General features: G+C 69.0%; 17 protein-coding genes. 10 read left to right on the top strand and 7 right to left on the bottom strand.

The window, feature by feature from the left end; all coding sequences use genetic code 11:
* The first annotated feature begins 536 nt into the window (after positions 1-536).
* From OG587_RS15275 to OG587_RS15260, 4 genes are all read left to right on the top strand, one after another.
* On the top strand, positions 537-1,745 hold the full coding sequence (locus OG587_RS15275; protein ID WP_329090804.1) for a hypothetical protein: 1,209 nt from the start codon (positions 537-539) through the stop codon (positions 1,743-1,745).
* Complete coding sequence (locus OG587_RS15270; RefSeq protein WP_329090803.1) at positions 1,745-2,494, top strand: hypothetical protein; 750 nt, start codon at positions 1,745-1,747, stop codon at positions 2,492-2,494. The genes OG587_RS15275 and OG587_RS15270 overlap by 1 nt, the downstream gene beginning before the upstream one ends.
* A gap of 149 nt (positions 2,495-2,643) precedes the next feature.
* The gene (locus OG587_RS15265) at positions 2,644-3,090 is read left to right on the top strand and encodes a hypothetical protein (RefSeq protein ID WP_329090800.1); all 447 of its coding nucleotides are present in this window, start codon (positions 2,644-2,646) and stop codon (positions 3,088-3,090) included.
* Positions 3,091-3,094: 4 nt separating this feature from the next.
* Positions 3,095-3,397: a hypothetical protein gene (locus OG587_RS15260; protein ID WP_329090798.1), complete on the top strand. Its 303-nt coding sequence runs from the start codon at positions 3,095-3,097 to the stop codon at positions 3,395-3,397.
* Positions 3,398-3,534: 137 nt separating this feature from the next.
* Here OG587_RS15260 and OG587_RS15255 read toward each other — a convergent pair whose 3' ends face one another.
* Positions 3,535-3,855, bottom strand: a complete 321-nt coding sequence (locus tag OG587_RS15255) for a hypothetical protein (RefSeq protein ID WP_329090796.1) — start codon at positions 3,853-3,855, stop codon at positions 3,535-3,537.
* Positions 3,852-4,178 carry a hypothetical protein gene (locus OG587_RS15250; RefSeq protein ID WP_329090794.1) on the bottom strand — a complete coding sequence of 109 codons (327 nt, stop codon included), beginning with the start codon at positions 4,176-4,178 and terminating at the stop codon, positions 3,852-3,854. The genes OG587_RS15255 and OG587_RS15250 overlap by 4 nt, the downstream gene beginning before the upstream one ends.
* A gap of 850 nt (positions 4,179-5,028) precedes the next feature.
* Between OG587_RS15250 and OG587_RS15245 the strand changes: the two genes are divergently transcribed.
* The 4 genes from OG587_RS15245 to OG587_RS15225 all read left to right on the top strand — a co-directional run bounded on the left by OG587_RS15245 (position 5,029) and on the right by OG587_RS15225 (position 7,654).
* Positions 5,029-5,307 carry a winged helix-turn-helix domain-containing protein gene (locus tag OG587_RS15245; RefSeq protein ID WP_329090792.1) on the top strand — a complete coding sequence of 93 codons (279 nt, stop codon included), beginning with the start codon at positions 5,029-5,031 and terminating at the stop codon, positions 5,305-5,307.
* 353 nt (positions 5,308-5,660) lie between these two features.
* Positions 5,661-6,509, top strand: coding sequence for a helix-turn-helix domain-containing protein (locus OG587_RS15240; protein ID WP_329090790.1), 849 nt, complete (start codon positions 5,661-5,663; stop codon positions 6,507-6,509).
* Entirely contained in the window at positions 6,496-6,696 is a 201-nt protein-coding gene (locus OG587_RS15235) for a DUF397 domain-containing protein (RefSeq protein WP_329090789.1), read from the top strand. The genes OG587_RS15240 and OG587_RS15235 overlap by 14 nt, the downstream gene beginning before the upstream one ends.
* Before the next feature lie 577 nt (positions 6,697-7,273).
* On the top strand, positions 7,274-7,654 hold the full coding sequence (locus OG587_RS15225; RefSeq protein ID WP_329093872.1) for a response regulator transcription factor: 381 nt from the start codon (positions 7,274-7,276) through the stop codon (positions 7,652-7,654).
* Positions 7,655-7,781: 127 nt separating this feature from the next.
* On the opposite strand, the gene OG587_RS15220 is transcribed toward OG587_RS15225, so the two are convergent.
* On the bottom strand, positions 7,782-10,643 hold the full coding sequence (locus tag OG587_RS15220) for a helix-turn-helix transcriptional regulator (protein WP_329090786.1): 2,862 nt from the start codon (positions 10,641-10,643) through the stop codon (positions 7,782-7,784).
* A gap of 118 nt (positions 10,644-10,761) precedes the next feature.
* Between OG587_RS15220 and OG587_RS15215 the strand changes: the two genes are divergently transcribed.
* Positions 10,762-11,382, top strand: coding sequence for a LysE family translocator (locus tag OG587_RS15215; RefSeq protein WP_329090785.1), 621 nt, complete (start codon positions 10,762-10,764; stop codon positions 11,380-11,382).
* 57 nt (positions 11,383-11,439) lie between these two features.
* On the opposite strand, the gene OG587_RS15210 is transcribed toward OG587_RS15215, so the two are convergent.
* Positions 11,440-12,180, bottom strand: a complete 741-nt coding sequence (locus OG587_RS15210) for an alpha/beta fold hydrolase (protein ID WP_329090783.1) — start codon at positions 12,178-12,180, stop codon at positions 11,440-11,442.
* Between the two features lie 115 nt (positions 12,181-12,295).
* Here OG587_RS15210 and OG587_RS15205 point away from each other — a divergent pair, with 115 nt between their 5' ends.
* On the top strand, positions 12,296-12,850 hold the full coding sequence (locus OG587_RS15205; RefSeq protein WP_329090781.1) for a TetR/AcrR family transcriptional regulator: 555 nt from the start codon (positions 12,296-12,298) through the stop codon (positions 12,848-12,850).
* Between the two features lie 147 nt (positions 12,851-12,997).
* Here OG587_RS15205 and OG587_RS15200 read toward each other — a convergent pair whose 3' ends face one another.
* From OG587_RS15200 to OG587_RS15190, 3 genes are read right to left on the bottom strand one after another with little or no spacing between them, the layout of a single operon-like run.
* A complete protein-coding gene (locus tag OG587_RS15200; protein WP_329090780.1) occupies positions 12,998-14,209 on the bottom strand; it encodes a hypothetical protein in 1,212 nt (403 codons plus the stop codon).
* 31 nt (positions 14,210-14,240) lie between these two features.
* Positions 14,241-14,627, bottom strand: coding sequence for a Rid family detoxifying hydrolase (locus OG587_RS15195; protein WP_329090779.1), 387 nt, complete (start codon positions 14,625-14,627; stop codon positions 14,241-14,243).
* Positions 14,628-14,660: 33 nt separating this feature from the next.
* Positions 14,661-15,770: an alanine racemase gene (locus OG587_RS15190; RefSeq protein ID WP_329090778.1), complete on the bottom strand. Its 1,110-nt coding sequence runs from the start codon at positions 15,768-15,770 to the stop codon at positions 14,661-14,663.
* Positions 15,771-15,927 lie beyond the last annotated feature (157 nt).

Here is a 15,927-nt window from a genome sequence, read left to right as displayed (position 1 = left end):
GGTGATCGGCTCCGCCCGTGGCGGAGAGGACGCGGGAGACGGGAACGGCAGTTTGCGGGTGTCCACAACCGTAGGGTCGTATCCAGGAGCCCGGCGGCCGTCTCCCAGGAGCGGTTGAACAAGGAGATCCGTCGCTGGACCGTCACCACTGGATTACGGGTGGCCTTCTCAAACGCCACCTATCCAGACATGACCTGAAGCAGTCCCTCGCGTGGCGACACAGACCGATGAGCTGGGGATACTCACGCCCAGGTGAGCGCCTATTTCAAAGCGACATAATTATCGATTACGCCTATTTCAACGAATATCTTTACGGGATAGACAGATTGAATTTAATATATTCGCTGGAGCTGTCACCTTCACGGACCAAGCTGGAGTCCAGCGTCCTCATGACCCATCCGTATCCCGCACCCTCGCCCTCCCCCCAGCCTGCCCCTGACCCGCGGCCCCCTTCCCCGCCGACCGGCACCGCTCAGCCGATCCCCGCCGTACCTTCCCCCGCGCCGCAGAGCTCCCCGGCGACTCCGGCGCGGAGCGTGAACGGCGAGTACTCGGGGATCGACCCCGAGCGGATGAACGACTTCGAGCGAGGGCTCGGCCGGGCGCAGGACGCACTCGGACGCAACGAACCGCAGATCCGCCGTACCCTGCAACGGTTCGATCTGGACGCCTCGGGGCTGGGCGCGCTGCGCGAGATGCGGAGCTGGATCGAGACCAGTCGCCCCGACCTGCGACGTCGCAATGAGACGATCAGCACCAAGCTCACCGAGTGGGGCGCCGCCACCAAGACGCCCAGTGGGCTGGCCACCTTCGACGAGACGCTGTACGGCAAGGCCGGTCACGACCCGGACGCCTACGCGGCGACCCTCGGCCTCGGCAAGACCGCCGAAGACGGCGAGATCGACGAGAAGCTTCTGAGGGGGCTGGAGAAGCGGACGGGGGACGCGACGTTCGCCGCCACGTTGATGAACACGCTGGGCACGGCGAGATTTCGCGAACTGATGGTCAAGACCGCGAACCGCGAGGACGACAAGAAGGCGCAGCGCCTGCAGGCCGCCCTCGGAAAAACCCTCGGTACGGCGACCCCCCGGCTGGGCGACGCCTGGCACAAGGAACTCCTGTCCGACCTCGAAGTCGGCCGGACGACCGGCTACATCGGCTGGGAGAAGGGCTATGCCACGGCGGCGGCCCTCAAGCACGGCACATTCAGCACCGCCTTCCTCCTCACCACCGCCAGGAAGATCGAGTCCGCCGATCGCGGAAGGGTGATGCTGGATCCGCGTGTCATGGTGGCCCTGCTGGAAGGGCTCAGCCGTGATCCGGTGGCCGCCCAGGACTTCTTCGCGGGCGACCCGACCATGCTGAAACGCTTCCTGACCCAACGGCGCCTGGGTGACGACGGCGTGGCCCTGGGCAAGGCACTGGAGGCGGCAACGCTCACCTTCCGCGACCATGACGGCTCAGCGCAGAACCCCTCGCGCGGCTTCCTCTCGGCCAAGCTCGCCTCGGAGACCGTCCACCTGGAAGCCGTACGGATCAAGGACGGCAAGCTCTCCGATTCCTTGGTGAACGCGGCCTCGACGGGGCGCATCCTGGCCGGCTACATCAGCGACATCAACCGCACCGCCCAGAAGGGAGATAACAGCAGCACCCTCGGGCCTGGAGTGCGGGGGTCCGACAATCCCTTCACCGCTGGACTGGACCCTGGGGGGCCGAGTTCGATAAAGGGGCGCTCCGTCAGGTGATGAAGGAGGCACTCGCAGACCCGAAGGCATTTGCCCCTGTTCTGGCTGCTCAGACGGCATTCACAGGCTTGCTTCTTGATTACGGTGCCGCTGAGATGGCCGCTGGGCGGGGCAACGAAAAATTCATGACCGGCGCCAAACGGGCCGGATCGGGATTCGGAATGATCACTGATGCGGCGGGCCTGGCAAAGATCGAGGAAGGCAAGGATCTGGACGAAGCGCAGCAGCGCAATATGAAGATGCTCCTGGCTGCGGTCAATACCGGTCTCGTCATCCCGCAACGTGGGGCCTGGCCAATCACCGCCGATGTCATCGGAGCCTGGAGCGGAGTGGCGGAAGAAATAGCCAAGGGCAAGGCGGAGGACAACGCCCGCGTTGACGCCAATGCCGTCGTCGACAAGACCCGAGGGCTTGTGCACGATCTCGCAGCTCAGGCCATGCTCAAAAACGGCCTCTTCGGCTCCGCTGAGCCCGCCGACCGAAGCCATCCCTGGGCCACCCTTGAGGGTCTGGAGAAGGGGGACGACCCCCGCGACAACCCCAACAACTTCCTCAAGGACGACGGTCGGACCCTCATGACCAAGGACGAGATGATCGACAAAACGGCTACCAACAGCACCGACAAGTATCGGCGGGTCGAGGCCTATGACCGCTGGCTCTATGAAGGGCTGTCAGGAAAACCATGGCTGGAGACTGAGAACCGCCTAGATCAGGGCTTCTCCATCGGCTTCGCTCAGTACGGCTCGTGATGCGAAAAGCATTCGCCGTAACCAGCGCGCTGGCCTGCGTCCTGGCTATGTCGACGGCCTGCCAGGGGGAGGAAGTGACGGTCGATCGTACTCCGTTGCCGACCGTTGCCACCCCCCCGTACCTCTGTGAGCACATCCCGTCGAGGGCGGTGGAGTTGATGACCGGGGTACGCAACCCCCTGGTTCGCGGTTCATTCGACTTCACGCTTTCCGGAGGCCTCGGTATTGGAGGTTGTGCAATTTACCAACGCGAGGGTGATCGACTGAAAGTGCTGCAGATTGATCTCACTCCGGCAAGTGACCCGGAAGATGTTAAGGAGGTACTCGGAGATGGCGCCTCACCGCTTCCGGAGATTCTCCCCGGGGTCATCGGCTACTACTTCAAGCGGGCCAGCGGCGAGGACAATGCCGCGTTTTCCACGCTGGTGCGGGGCAAGGCGGAGATCAACATTCAGCTGGAGATCGGGGCCAAGGGGCGGGACAACGCCGCTGATGTGCTGGCGTTGATGAAGCTGGTCGCGCCGAAGCTGCTCACCGACGCCAGCGCGCCGTCCGCGACACCGAAGCCTCCTTCCCCCACCCCGAAGAAAGACTGATCCAATGGCCCAGCTGGTGCCCAATCCGCTCCACGCGGCGTTGGAGGATGCGCTGCGGACGGTCGAGCCGCTGGTCCAGGAGATCGAGAGCGGTATCGAGCCCCCGTACCGGGACTTCCACGAGGGCACGGTGTGGACGGGACCGGCCGCCAAGAAGTTCGACGCCCAGCTCGTCCAGCACCGCACTCGGGTCCGGGGCGCGGGAGAGAAGATCATCTCCGACCTGCGAAGGACCTTGGCCGTCACCCCCCGCCAAGTGAGCGAGGAGGAGGCCAAAACAGTCAAGCAGCGGTACGGCCTCCCCTGACGAGTGTCTGGAGAACGCGGGCGGGCCAGGTGGACGGCCCGCCCGCGTCACGTACCGCGTTTCGCCCTCACGCGGTACGTCCTGGACGGCACGGCGGCCCTGGACCGGGGAAGGGATGGGGCCGCCGTGCCCGCTCATCAGAAGTGGCCGATACTGGCCGAGCCGGAGGTGAGCGCCCAGCGGTGCAGGAGCGCGGTCATCTCGGCCTCGCGCATCTGGGTCTTCAACCCGTCGGGGGTCCGGTCACAGATGATCAGCGGTTCGGAGGTGGGCCAGGTGGCGATGGCGTGGAAGAGACGGCTGCCGGTGCCGTACAGCACCGACCAACCCGGCCAGGTGATCTCCAGCATCGCGGCCTCGGCGCGGGCCTCGTGGTCCCAGGTGTAGCGCGGGACCGAAGCGGCGGCCTGGCCGTCGCGGTGACGGCCTCGGGCGGCGGCCAGACAGCGGCGAATCATGAGGTCACCTGCCCGGCCTGCTCCCGCTCCGGCGTCTCCTCTTCCCGCCCTTCCGGGGCAGGAGCCTCCCGCGTCTCCTGTTCGCGTGCCGCCCGCTCCTCCGCCTCGCGGGCGAAGTCCTCCTGCCGGTCGGTCTCGGCCCGCAACGCCTCCAGGTTGTCGGCGTCGACGGTCCGCTCTGCCCCGGCCTGAGTGGCCGCCGGGGAGAAGGGCTTCTCCCGGCTGGCCCACAGCCGTCCGGCGTCGCTGAGGATCAACCGCCAGCCGGGAATCGTCGTGTTGGGGCTGGTGGGCTCTGGGTGGGTGGAACTACCATCTCTCACTGATTGGACCTCCATCCGATCAAGGGCCCGTCCGGTCGTTTCCAGCGTGGGACGGGCCCGCTCTGTTGAGCAGGGAAAAATCTGGAGGGGTACGCCGTACCGGCCGTGCGACCGGCACGAAGACGGGGTGACCGCCGAGCGGTTCGGTGCGCAGGTGGTTCTTCGCCCGGAGCGGGGTGCGAGGTGGCGTCCACCTCCGAGTCGGGGCGGCCTGGTGAGAGCTGCCCCTCGCGGCGACGCCGGGTGCGGGCGACAGGGCATCCGCCGAACCGGCACCGATACGGGCGGCTCGACGGCCACGCTCCGCTCGGGACGACGCTGCTCGGTTGTCGCCGGAATCCCTTCAGCCGGGGCCGACCCGGCACACCGCTGAACGGATACCGGCGCGACCACCTCGGCGGACCGCTGAGCGGGGATCGCACCGTCCGGGGCCACGGGGGCAGGCTCGAAGCACGACAGGGAACGGTCTCCGGTACGACGGACTCGCAGCCGGATGTCCAACAGGTCGCCGGAGGGCTGGACGTACTCGTGATCGGCGGGCCGATCGGGACAGCCGTGCGCGTAGGGGGCATGCCCGCAGGTGGCACACCCCATCGGCATCGGCGGCACCTCGGCGAAACAGCCGCAGCCACTCGTCGTGGCCCGGTCAAGAACCGGGGCACTAGGGTTAGGCATCGGGTCAGGACCACCTTCCTGATCAAGGGCCCGTCTGGCGGTGCAACGACAGATCGGGCCCGCTCTTATTTCACGTATCCGCAGCTGAGAGAGCTAGAGTGCCATGCTCTACCAAACTCTGCCTTGCCCGGCCCTGAAAGGCCGGGCAAGAGCATGCCCTCCTACGGTCTGTCGCATGGTTGGATCGCAAGAGTCAGCGCCACAGTGGCGCCAGGACAGAGCACGCTGGAAGCAGGCGTACGACATCCTGCGCGGCCAGCTTGAGCGCGGTGAGTACAAGACCGGGTTCCCCATCCCCAGCCTGAACCAGTTGGAGCAGCAGTTCCCCGACCTTGCTCGGAACACGATCCGCAAGGCGGTGGACCGGCTGGAGCGAGAGGGGTTCGTGCGAGCCGAGGTCGGCGTCGGAACGTTCGTCCGACCGTCAGACGAGTGGGAACCGACCGGGGACTGAATCCTCTCCCGGAGCAGAGCACTTGGGGCGGGTAGCCCTGCTGGAAGTCTGCCAAAGCATGCGTTTTGCGAGCCTTGCGCAGTCTTGGACTCGTCAAACTCGCTGTCGGTCCTGGAACCTTCGCATTGCCACCTGAACCCAACCGGCAAAGTGACCCCGGAGACACGCAGACCACAAAGCGGCGATAGAGCCTCTGCGATCACAATCGAGTCAATCCGCAAGGCGGAGCGGTGATCCAGTGTCATCATGTTCTCACTCACGGTAGTGGATCTGTTGAGCCATCATGCGCTTGTACTGTGCACTCCGGCAAGGGTTCCCAGATATTTTTTCGTCCCTCCCACCCCACTGGACGCATGACCATGAAAAGTCCCACGGTCCGTCACCGCCGCCTAGGCCGTGAGCTGCGACGACTCCGTGAAGCAGCGGGTCTCATACCGGAAGCGGCTGCGACACAACTCGGCTGGAGCAGACCAAAGGTCAACCGAATCGAAAATGCGCGCATCGCACCAAGCGCGACAGATGTCGCAGATGCTTGTGATCTTTACGGAACAGACTCCGCGACGAAAGCGAGCCTGATCCAACTCTGCAAGAACGCCAGCCAACGCGGCTGGTGGACCGCGTACAGCGATGTTTTCACCGGCAGCTACATCGGTATGGAGACGGAGTCATCATGCATCCGTACGTGGCAGCCGCTGTTGGTGCCCGGCCTACTCCAGACCGAGGCGTACACACGCGAGTTGTTCCGGCACGGGCTTCCAGATCTGAGTGAATCAGAGCTGGACCGTCGCGTAGCCGCGAGGATGGCCCGGAAGCTCGTACTGATGGACGACTCGGCCCCGACGCTCCATGCAGTGATCGACGAGGCCGCACTACGAAGGTCCGCCGCCCCTGGTGTCATGGTTCAGCAGATAGACGCGATCTTGGGTTTCATCGACCGGGACAACGTCGTGATCCAGGTCCTTCCGTACCTCACAGGACTCCACCGGGGTTTGGAGGGAGCTTTCTCCATCCTGGAATTCACTGAGCCAACGGATCCTGATGTTGGGTACGTGGAAGGGCCGGCGGGTGATGTGTATGTAGAGGCGGCCGATCAGGTACGGCGGCTTATTCTGACGTTCGAGCGCCTTGCTGGCACATCCCTATCCCCCAAGGAATCCGCGGCCTTCCTCGCCGCGGTGAGGAGTGAGCATGATCTCCCCTAACCTGTCCGACGCCGAGTTCCGCAAGAGCAGCTATTCAGGCACTGGCAACGACTGCGTCGAGGTAGCCACGAATCTTCCGGACCTCATCGCCATACGCGACAGCAAGGACCCATCCGGCCCCGTGCTGGCCTTCTCCCCCACAGCCTGGAACAACTTCCTGACCGGCATCCGCAACGGAGAAATCTGACCCCGACCACGGGTGCCGCGCGGCCAGAACCGCTGCGAAGCAGTCTGGCCGCGCGGCAATGCGAGTCGAGGCGGCGGGTGCCCACTCGGAGTGGGTCCCTATTCCAGGATCTCCAGGGCGGGAGACCTTCTCCACGATGCCCTCGAACGGCTCGAAGTGGATGTGCACTTTATGGGCGATATGACGTCTTCCTGGAGATGGGAATACCGGTCTTCAGGTCGCTCGACCGAGGGAGTCTTCTCATCGTGGACGAACTCGACTCAAGCCTGCATCCATATCTGTCGGCCCAGCTGATCAAGCTTTTCCGGGAACCGGAGACCAATCCGCTCGAAGGGGGTCACGGGCCTCCTCTACGCCGACGCGCTCGCACGCGGAGAGATCCATACGACGTCGACCCTCGGCGAGTTCTTGCGGCTCGACGGGACACCGGCGGCGGGTCCGCCGAGCCCGGAGCTCTCGGGAAAAAGCGGGAAACGTCTGTAGCCTCTGGATAGCTGTGCGTACACATCCTCGGAAAACCGCGCGTGGGTGAGGGAGAGGAGTTAGCCTCACGCCCGTGGGAGAGGTTCTGGGCAAGGTGTTGGTAGTGGATGATGACGACGTCATCCGGCAGCTCATCGCGGTCAACCTGACCCTGGAGGGGTTCCAGGTGGATACGGCCTCCGACGGGCAGGACTGCCTGGATCGGGTGCTGGACGTGATGCCCGACGTCATCACGCTGGACGTCATGATGCCCAGGATGGACGGCTGGATGACGGCCACCAGGCTGCGCAACGACGAGGGGACCAGCCATATCAAGGTGGTCCTGATCACCGCGCGGGCGCAGGAGGACGACAAGCGGCGGGGCCTCGGGATCGGGGTCGACGCCTACCTCACGAAACCCTTCGACCCGGCGGAACTGATCCAGGTCGTCCGCGAGCTGGCCCTGACCGCGCGCAGCGGCCAGGGCAAGGCCTGACCTCACGGAGTGATGTCGTCGCGGGCCGCGTCATCGGCCGACCCTCACGAAGCCACGTGGGCCGGTCCTCACAAGGCCACGTTGACTGCCCCTCACGAGGCCGCGTGGTCCGCGCGAGCCCCACAGCTCAGAGCAGGCCGTCCCGGTGGGCCACGGCGGCGGCCTGGGTGCGGGAGGAGACGCCCAGCTTGCCCAGGATGTTGGAGACGTGCACGCTCACCGTCTTCCGCGCGATGAACAACCGCTCACCGATCTCGCGGTTGGGCAGCCCCTCGGCGACCAGGGCGAGCACCTCCCGCTCGCGGGCGGTGAGCGCAAAAGTGAGAGCGGAGGTGAGGGCGGCCGGCAGCTCGGGGACGAGCACGGCCGACGGCTCGGAGGTGAAGCGCGCCCTGCGGCCCAGCTCCGCCAGGGCCGCGGCGAGCGGCCGGGCGCCCAGTGACTCGGCGGCCTCGACGGCGCGTCTCCATTCCTTCAGGGCGCCGGCACGGTCGCCCTCGACGAGCAGCGCCTCGGCCAGCCGCCACCGCGAGCGCGCGACCTCGTAGACGAATCCGAAGTCGAAGGCCTCGACCACCGCCCGCCACGCCGCGACGTCGAGGCGTCCGTGCGCGCGGTGCCATTCGGCCTCGGCCCTGGCGAGCCAGGCCAGCCCCTCAGGACCCAGCGGGCCGCGCCGGACGGAACCCGGGCCGACGGCGGCGGGCACCCTGGCCCGTTCCAGTAGGGCGTCGGCCTCGTCGGCGCGTCCCAGGTCCGCCAGCGCCCACAGGGCGGTGCTGCTGAGCCGGATCGCGCCGGGGTCGTTGGGAAGCATGGCGTCGAGCCCCGCGAGGGCGTGTTCGAGCGCGGTCTCGGGGTCGCCGCGCCACAGGGCGTGCTCGGCGGCCAGGCCGCGGCTCATGGCGATGACCGTGATGTCGCCGGGCCAGAAGGACTTCAGCCAGAACAGGCGGTCCTCGACGACGGGCAGGCCCCTGGCCACCTCGACGAAGAGCGCGAAGGCCGACAGGAGCGCCTCCGGCGGGGTGCCGACGCGGACGGCGAACCCGGAGGCGACCTTCTCCGCCAGGTCCCACTCCCCCGCGACGTAGTGGATCAGGAGGCGCAGGAAGCGCAGGTCGGTGCCGTAGGTGCTCCAGTTGAGGCCGCTCTCGTGCGCCAGCCGCAACCCCCGGTCGGTGGTGGTCGCCGCCTCGGCGAGGTCGCCGTTCTCGTACTGGACCCGGGCGTAGGTGAATATGGCCCGCAGGTCGATGGCGAGGTTGCCCGAGCTCTCGGCGCTCGCGCAGGCGAGCAGCTCCTTGGCGTAGGAGATGTCGTCGGCGAGCGCGGCGAGGGCTGCGAGGGTGATCAGCGCACTGGTCTCCGCGTCGGCGGCGCCGCTCGCGCGGGCCGTCTCCAGGGCACGCCTGGCCAGGGCCTCGACCTCGTCGTGCCGTTCGGTCCAGTAGAGCGAGCGGGCGTAGGTGGCGAGCGCGCGGGCGAGCACGGGCCCCTCCGGCGCCGCCTCGACGGCCGCGTACGCGGCGGCGATCGCGCCCTCGACGTCCTCGGTGTCGATGAGGTGGTAAGACAGCCGCTCGTTGATCTCGGCGGAGGGCGGGAGGCTGCGGAGCTGGGAGATCGCCCGGTGGTTGTCACCGCTGTCGGCCGCCGCCGCGGCGCTGCGCCCGGCGAGGGCGACGTGGTCGATCCCGGCCAGCCGCTCGGCGTCGGGAACCCGGTCCCAGAGCCCGAGCGCCCGGTCGAAGTGGCGGTGCGCCTCGGCGGGAGCGCCGAGGCGGTCGGCCCTGCGCCCGGCCTCCACGGACGCGGCCAGCGCCCCGGGCAGGTCGTGACCCGCCAGGTAGTGGTGGGCGAGCTCGGCCGCCGACCCCCCTCGCGCGGTCAGCAGGCGGGCGAACTCGGCGTGCATCCTGGTCCGCTCGCCGGGCAGCAGGTCGTTGTAGACGACCTCCTGGAGGAGCGCGTGCCGGAACGCGTAGCCGTACTCCCCGTCGGGTCGGAGCAGGCCGCGCGAGACGATCTCCCGCATGCCCTCCTCGAAGGCGAGGTCGTCGAGACCGGAGGCCTGCTGGAGCAGGTCGTGGTCGGCCCGGCGGCCCGCGACGGCAGCGCCGCCGAGCACCCGCTGCGCGGGGTCGGAGAGCAGCTCCGCCCGGGAGAGCAGCAGGCCGGCCAGGCCGTCGGGCATCGAGGAGCCCTCGGAGGCGGCGTCCAGCAGCTCCTGGGCGTAGAACGGGTTGCCCTCGGCCCGGTCGACGACCTTCCGCATCACACCGGCGTCGGTGCCGCCGAGCGCGGCCAGGTAGTCGGTCATCTCGTGGCGGTCGAGAGGATTCAGCTCCACCGCGGTCACCGAGGGGAGTCGCTTGAGCTCGGCGAGGACCCGGCGCAACGGGTGGCGGCGGTGGAGGTCGTCGGTGCGGTAGGTGCCGACGAGGCAGACGCGCTCGGTCTGCAGCATCCGGCTGAGGAAGACCAGCAGGTCGCGGGTGGACTGGTCGGCCCAGTGCAGGTCCTCGAGGACCAGCAGCACGGGCTGCGCGGACAGGAAGCCGAGCATCGAGCCGAAGAGCTGCTGCTGCGTCAGGCCCGATGTGCTCTCCCCGCCCGGGTCGGTGCCGCCGGGCAGCAGCCGGCCGAGGACCGGCCGCGCGTCGAGCGCCGCGCGCAGCTCCCCGCGCGCCGAACGCAGGGCGTCGGCGAGCGGGAGATAGGGAAGGGCGTCGCCGAGCTCGGCGCACTGGCCGATGAGCACGGCGAACCCCGCGGCCTCGGCCCGCCCGGCCAGCTCGGTGATCAAACGGGTCTTGCCGATGCCCGCGTCGCCTCCCACGAGGGCCACCCCGGCCTGTCCCCCGGCTGCGGTGTCGAGCACGGCGGTCAGGCGATCGAGCTCTGCCGATCGCCCGATCAGAACGCTTTGCGTGCTTTGCCACCCCACGTCGGCGAGTATCGCATGGGGCGCCGACGGAATCGACATCCCACCGGCGAGGGCCGATTGGTCCCCCGGCAGGGAACGAACGGGGGCTGATTGGTACACCAAAGGACCCGTACATTGGCCCTGACGGCGAGGACCGGGAGGACCCTAGGGTCGGGGCATGATCTCGCCGTCCACATTGCTGATCTTCTCGGTCGCTTCGCTGGCACTGGTCCTGGTACCGGGCCCGAACCACATCTACATCATCACCCGCGCCGTCTCCCAGGGCCGCGCCGCCGGTGTGGCGAGCGCGATCGGCATCGAGGTGGGCACGCTGGTGCACATCGCCGCGGCGGCGGCCGGTCTCTCGTACGTGATCGCGCGGTCGGCGACCCTGTTCAACGTGATCAAGTGGGCCGGGGTGGCCTACCTGGTCTATCTGGGCATCCGGGCGCTGACGAGCAGGCAGGAGTTCGCCAGCGGGGAGGCCGCGCCGCAGCCGCTTCGGGCGATCTTCCTTGAGGGCGTGGTCGTCAACGTGCTCAACCCCAAGGTGATTCTCTTCTTCCTGGCGTTCCTGCCCCAGTTCGTGGAGCCCGAGGCGGGCGCGGTGCCGCTGCAGATCGCCGTCCTGGGCGGAACCCTGCTGCTTCTGGGCCTGCTCTCCGACCTGATCTACGCCATGGCTGCGGGCGCCGTCGGCGGGCGGCTGAGGAGCAGGGCGCCCCTGATCGGCCACTTCAGCGGGATCGTCTACCTGGGCCTCGGCATCGCGACCGCGCTCTCCGGCCGTTCAGCCTGACATATGAGGCTGTCTGAACGGACAAGGCCGTCTTGGACGTACGAGGCCGCCTGAACGTTACGAGGTCACCTGAACGCGCGGGTCCGCCTGGGCGTACGGGTAGTGGTCCACCTGGTCGCACAGGTCGCCCGCCAGCCTGGCCAGCGGTCCCGGGGCCGCCATCACGCCCAGGTGACCCCGGCGGGGAATGAGGATCAGCCGCCCGTTCCGGCAGACGCGGAGGAAATCGCGTTCGTTCACCCGGAACGGGTCCCAGGTGCCGTTGACCAGCCATACGCGTCCCGGGTACGCGGCCAGTGCCGCGAGCTGGTCGTGGTCGGCGACGGCGTCGACGACCTGGGGCATCACCTCGCAGAAGAGCCCTCCCGCCACCATCGCCTCCCCGGCGGGACCCGGCAGGAGGCGGCGCAGGCCGTAGGAGCTGATCCGGTTCGCGAGCGACGGGTTCCGGGCGGCGAGCGAGGCGGCGAACCGGTGGGGTCCGGCCGCCGAGCCGAGGGCGGTGCATCCGATGGCCATCAGCCCGGCCACCCGCTCCGGGAAGCGCTCGGCGGTGGCGATGCCGACGTATCCGCCGAGGGAGAGACCCGCCACGAGAGCCCGGCCGCCCAGGGCGTCGACGGCGTCCGCGACCGCCGACGTCGCCGCGTCCATCGTGAACGGCTCGCCCGCGCGGGTGCCGTGGCCGGGCAGGTCCACGGCCGTCGCGGGCCGGCCGAGCCGGGAGAGGTGGGAGACGACGGGACCCCACATGGTCGCGCTGAGCCTGATGCCGTGAATGAGAACGACGGGGAGCATGGCGCGCCTCCAGAGAGTCGTCCCGATCGGAGATGCCCGATCAGGGAACTTGTCCCGGTCAGGGAATTGCCCTGATTAAAACACAACGCACCGTTGCGTTGCTATAGTCGGGCGCATGGCACCGCGCAAGGAACAGCAGATCTTCCAGGCGACGCTCGAACTCCTCGCCACCAAGGGGTACGAGGGCCTGACCATGGAGGGGGTGGCCGAGCGGTCGGGGGTCAACAAGACCACGATCTACCGGTGGTGGCCGTCGAAGGCGGCGCTGCTGGCGGCCGCCCTGATCGAGGCCGACCTGCTCGCGATGGAGCCCCCGGACACCGGCACCCTCCGGGGGGATCTGGAGGCCCTCGTCGGCGGGATGGCCGCGCTGCTCACCCGCCCTCCCTCCGCCGGAGTCGCGGTGGCCGCCCTCGGTGCGGCCGTCCACCACGCCGAGTTGGGCGAGGCGGCCCAGCGCTTCTTCGCCGACCGGTTCGCCCGGGAGGAGGCCGTCTTCGAACGCGCGCGACGGCGCGGCGAGCTGTCCGCCGAGGCCGACCCCATGCTCATCGTGGACCTGCTCGCCGGAGCGGTCTGGCTGCGCACGGTCTTCCGCGGCCTGCCCCTCGGCGACGACTTCGCCGCCCGCGCCGTGAGCACCGTCCTGGACGGGGTGATCGCCCCGTGAACCCGGACCCGCGAGGCCCGCGAGGCCGGATCCACGAAACCCGCGAAGCCGGACCTGGCTGAATTCCCCCCGTACGATCGCCCCCATCGAACCCATCGAACCCACCGAACCCACCGAACCCACCGGATCCACCGGGCCACACCGGAATCAGGCTGAGAGCGCGCCCGGGATGCGGTCCAGGATCGGGTAGGGCATGAGCCCGTACGCGTAGAAGTCGACCGCGTCGGCGCCCGAGGCCCGCACGGCGCGGACCTTGGCGGCGAGGCGGTCGGCCGAGTCGGTGTCGGGGAGACCCGGCCGCAGGACGACCCGCAGCTCCTTGTCCTTGCCCGTCGAGCGGCGGTAGGCGACCACGTCGTCGGCCACCCTCGCCGCGTCGCGGGCGTAGGCGAGCACTCCGAGCGAGGGCACCAGGTCACCGAGGGCGACCAGGTCGACGCCGAGCTGCCAGGAGTCGTGCGCGGCGAGCCCCGGTGAGGGCAGGCCGTCGGTGTAGCCCTTGACGGCGCCGGTGGCGTCGAGGAAGACGAGACGCGAGCCCTCGGCGGTGACGGCGGTGGAGACCTCGGAGACCAGCGAGGTCACCACCTCGGAGCGGGCCCGCGCGTAGGCGACCACCTCGGGCCCCGCGTACGCGGTCAGGGCGGCGCGGGTCACCTCGCCCTGGGCGGGAGGGTCGCCGTCGAACACGGCGCCCACGATCCTGGAGCACTCCTCGCGCGCCACCTCGGCGTTGACGCCCAGGTCGGCGGCGCGGCGCATGCAGAAGCCGCAGAAGCACAGGCCGAGCAGGAAGGCGTCCATCGGCCCGAGCGGGACGAAGCTGCGCTCGTGGTGGTAGCCATGGCCGAAGGTCCCATAATGCAGTGCCTCGGCCACCACGCTGTCGACGCCCTGCCTGGCCACCGCCCGGCCCAGCGCGACCGCGTACAGGCGCACGTCGGGGTGGGAGGGGCACAGGTCGGCGGGCGAGCCTCGGTCGCCGAAGCAGCTGCGTACGGTCACGTCCGGGTTGGCCAGGCCGAGCGTGGTGTTCTGCAGGAAGACGGTCCAGCCGTGCAGCGCGAGCCCGCGCTCGGCGGTGGCCCGGCGAAGGGCGGCGAGCGGCTCCTCCTCGGCACCCTCCTGGACGGGCGGGACCAGCCGCAGCCCGCCGAACAGGTCGGCGGGCGGCGTGAAGTGCGCGCCGTCGCTGCGGAGCGTCACCCGGGAGCGGCCGTGCGGGGTGACGTCGCGGGCACGGTGGTAGGCCGCGGCCACGGTCACGCCCGTCACGCCGTATCCGGTGATCCGGTCGAGAACCGCCTCGAGGCCCTCCCCGCGTACGTCCTCGACGTAGACGTATAGCGAGCTGTCCAAGCCGCCGCCCTCCCACGAAGTCGGTCAGACTCTAACGCGGCTTGTAGGCCACGAAGTCGATCTCGACGAGGATGTCCATCAGGTCCGAGCCGACGGTCGTGCGGACCGGGTACGGGCGGGTGAAATACGACTTGTACACCTCGTTGTAGGCGGCGAAGTCACGCTTGAGGTGCTCCAGGTGCACGGTCGACTTCACCACGTCGTCGAAGCCGAGCCCGTGCGCCGCGAGAACCGCGCCGAGGTTGCGCATCACCTGGTGGGTCTGCTCGGCCACGTCGGTCCCGACGACCTCGCCGGTCTCGGGGCTCAGCGGCCCCATGCCCGAGGTGTAGACGAAGTCGCCGACCACGAGCCCCTGCGAGTACGCCCCGACGGGTGCCGCGCCCTCGTCGGTCCTCAGCTCCTGCTTGTTGCTCATCTCACCATTCCTCACAACAAAAGAAACAAGAAATTAGAAAAAGGTATTTATCAGATCGACGACGACATACTCCTCGTCGACCACCGGGATGGCCCGCCACTTGTCGAAGGCGGTGCACGGGTGGGAGATGCCGAACGACACCAGGTCCCCCGGCTTCACCGGCGAGCCCGGCGCCAGTCTCAGGACCGCGTGCTGGTCCTGGACCTTGAGCACCGTCGCGTCCGCGACGGCTCCGCGCGGGATCGGCAGCCCCTCGTCGAAGGGGGCGTCGCGCTTGCCGAACCCGACCACGGCCAGACCGGGCTCGGGGACGCTCAGCACGTGCGCCCAGATCTCCAGTGCGGCGCGCAGCTCCCCGTCCATCCGGGTGTACGGGGTGCGCTCGCGGTAGTAGCCGTCGTCGTGGGAGACGTAGGCGCCGCTGCGCAGCATGACCCTGGCCTGGCAGGTGGCGAGCTCGCGGCCGATCACGTCGAACCACTGGCTGCCGCCCACCGACAGGATCGGGTCGCGCACCCGCAGGTGCTCCAGCGCCTCCAGCAGCCGGTGCAGGTAGGCCCGCACCTCCTGCGCGGAACCCAGCGACCCCTCGTACCCGGCGACGCCCGCCAGCTCCACGCCCTCGGCCGCCCGCGCCGCCGAGGCGACCTCCAGCAGCTGGGCGAGCGTACGGCTGCCGCCGCGCCCGCCCTCGTGGCCGAGTTCGGCCAGCACGCGGAACGGCCTGGCTCCGGCGTGCCGGGAGAGCGCCTCGACCCCGGCCACCGAGTCGACGAAGCAGAGGAACTCGAACGCGGGATCCCCGGCCAGCTGGGCGGCGAGGGCGGTCAGTCCCGCCGGGTCGAAGACCTGGTTGGCGAGGACGATCCGGGAGACGCCGAACCCGCGCAGGGTGAGCGCCTGGCTGGGGGTGGCGACCGTCAGTCCCCACGCGCCCGCGTCGAGCTGCGCCCCGACGAGCTCGGGCGACATGGTGGTCTTGGCGTGCGGGGCGAAGGTCAGCCCGTGCTCCCGGGTGAAGGTCGCGAGGGTCGCGATGTTGTGCTCCAGCGCGCTCCGGTGGGCCACCATCACGGGGAAGGTGAACGCCCCGCCGAACAGCGAGGCCCCCAGCGCCGCCTCGGGATCCACGATGCCCTTCACGTCCCGTCTCCCTCTGGTCGCCTCGGCGGATGTGACGGCTCGTCGGCCGCCGGATCCGGGCGTGGGAGATCGCGTCCCCCTTGGCCGCCCTGAGGACCCTATCCTCACGGCGCCCTCTCCAGGGCGGCGCCCTCAGGGGCGTAGCGCCCCGCGCGTG

Source organism: Streptosporangium sp. NBC_01469 (assembly GCF_036227305.1).
Classification (GTDB): domain Bacteria; phylum Actinomycetota; class Actinomycetes; order Streptosporangiales; family Streptosporangiaceae; genus Streptosporangium.
The sequence above is the reverse complement of the archived record's forward strand: the minus strand, read 5'-3'. Positions and strand labels throughout refer to the sequence as shown.

Bases quoted from the DNA above. Each gene is read 5' to 3' on its own strand.
- OG587_RS15270 (WP_329090803.1), top strand. From the start codon at position 1,745: ATGAAGGAGGCACTCGCAGACCCGAAGGCATTTGCCCCTGTTCTGGCT.
- OG587_RS15260 (WP_329090798.1), top strand. From the start codon at position 3,095: ATGGCCCAGCTGGTGCCCAATCCGCTCCACGCGGCGTTGGAGGATGCG.
- OG587_RS15255 (WP_329090796.1), bottom strand. From the start codon at position 3,855: ATGATTCGCCGCTGTCTGGCCGCCGCCCGAGGCCGTCACCGCGACGGC.
- OG587_RS15245 (WP_329090792.1), top strand. From the start codon at position 5,029: ATGGTTGGATCGCAAGAGTCAGCGCCACAGTGGCGCCAGGACAGAGCA.
- OG587_RS15240 (WP_329090790.1), top strand. From the start codon at position 5,661: ATGACCATGAAAAGTCCCACGGTCCGTCACCGCCGCCTAGGCCGTGAG.
- OG587_RS15235 (WP_329090789.1), top strand. From the start codon at position 6,496: ATGATCTCCCCTAACCTGTCCGACGCCGAGTTCCGCAAGAGCAGCTAT.
- OG587_RS15220 (WP_329090786.1), bottom strand. From the start codon at position 10,643: ATGTCGATTCCGTCGGCGCCCCATGCGATACTCGCCGACGTGGGGTGG.
- OG587_RS15215 (WP_329090785.1), top strand. From the start codon at position 10,762: ATGATCTCGCCGTCCACATTGCTGATCTTCTCGGTCGCTTCGCTGGCA.
- OG587_RS15210 (WP_329090783.1), bottom strand. From the start codon at position 12,180: ATGCTCCCCGTCGTTCTCATTCACGGCATCAGGCTCAGCGCGACCATG.
- OG587_RS15205 (WP_329090781.1), top strand. From the start codon at position 12,296: ATGGCACCGCGCAAGGAACAGCAGATCTTCCAGGCGACGCTCGAACTC.
- OG587_RS15195 (WP_329090779.1), bottom strand. From the start codon at position 14,627: ATGAGCAACAAGCAGGAGCTGAGGACCGACGAGGGCGCGGCACCCGTC.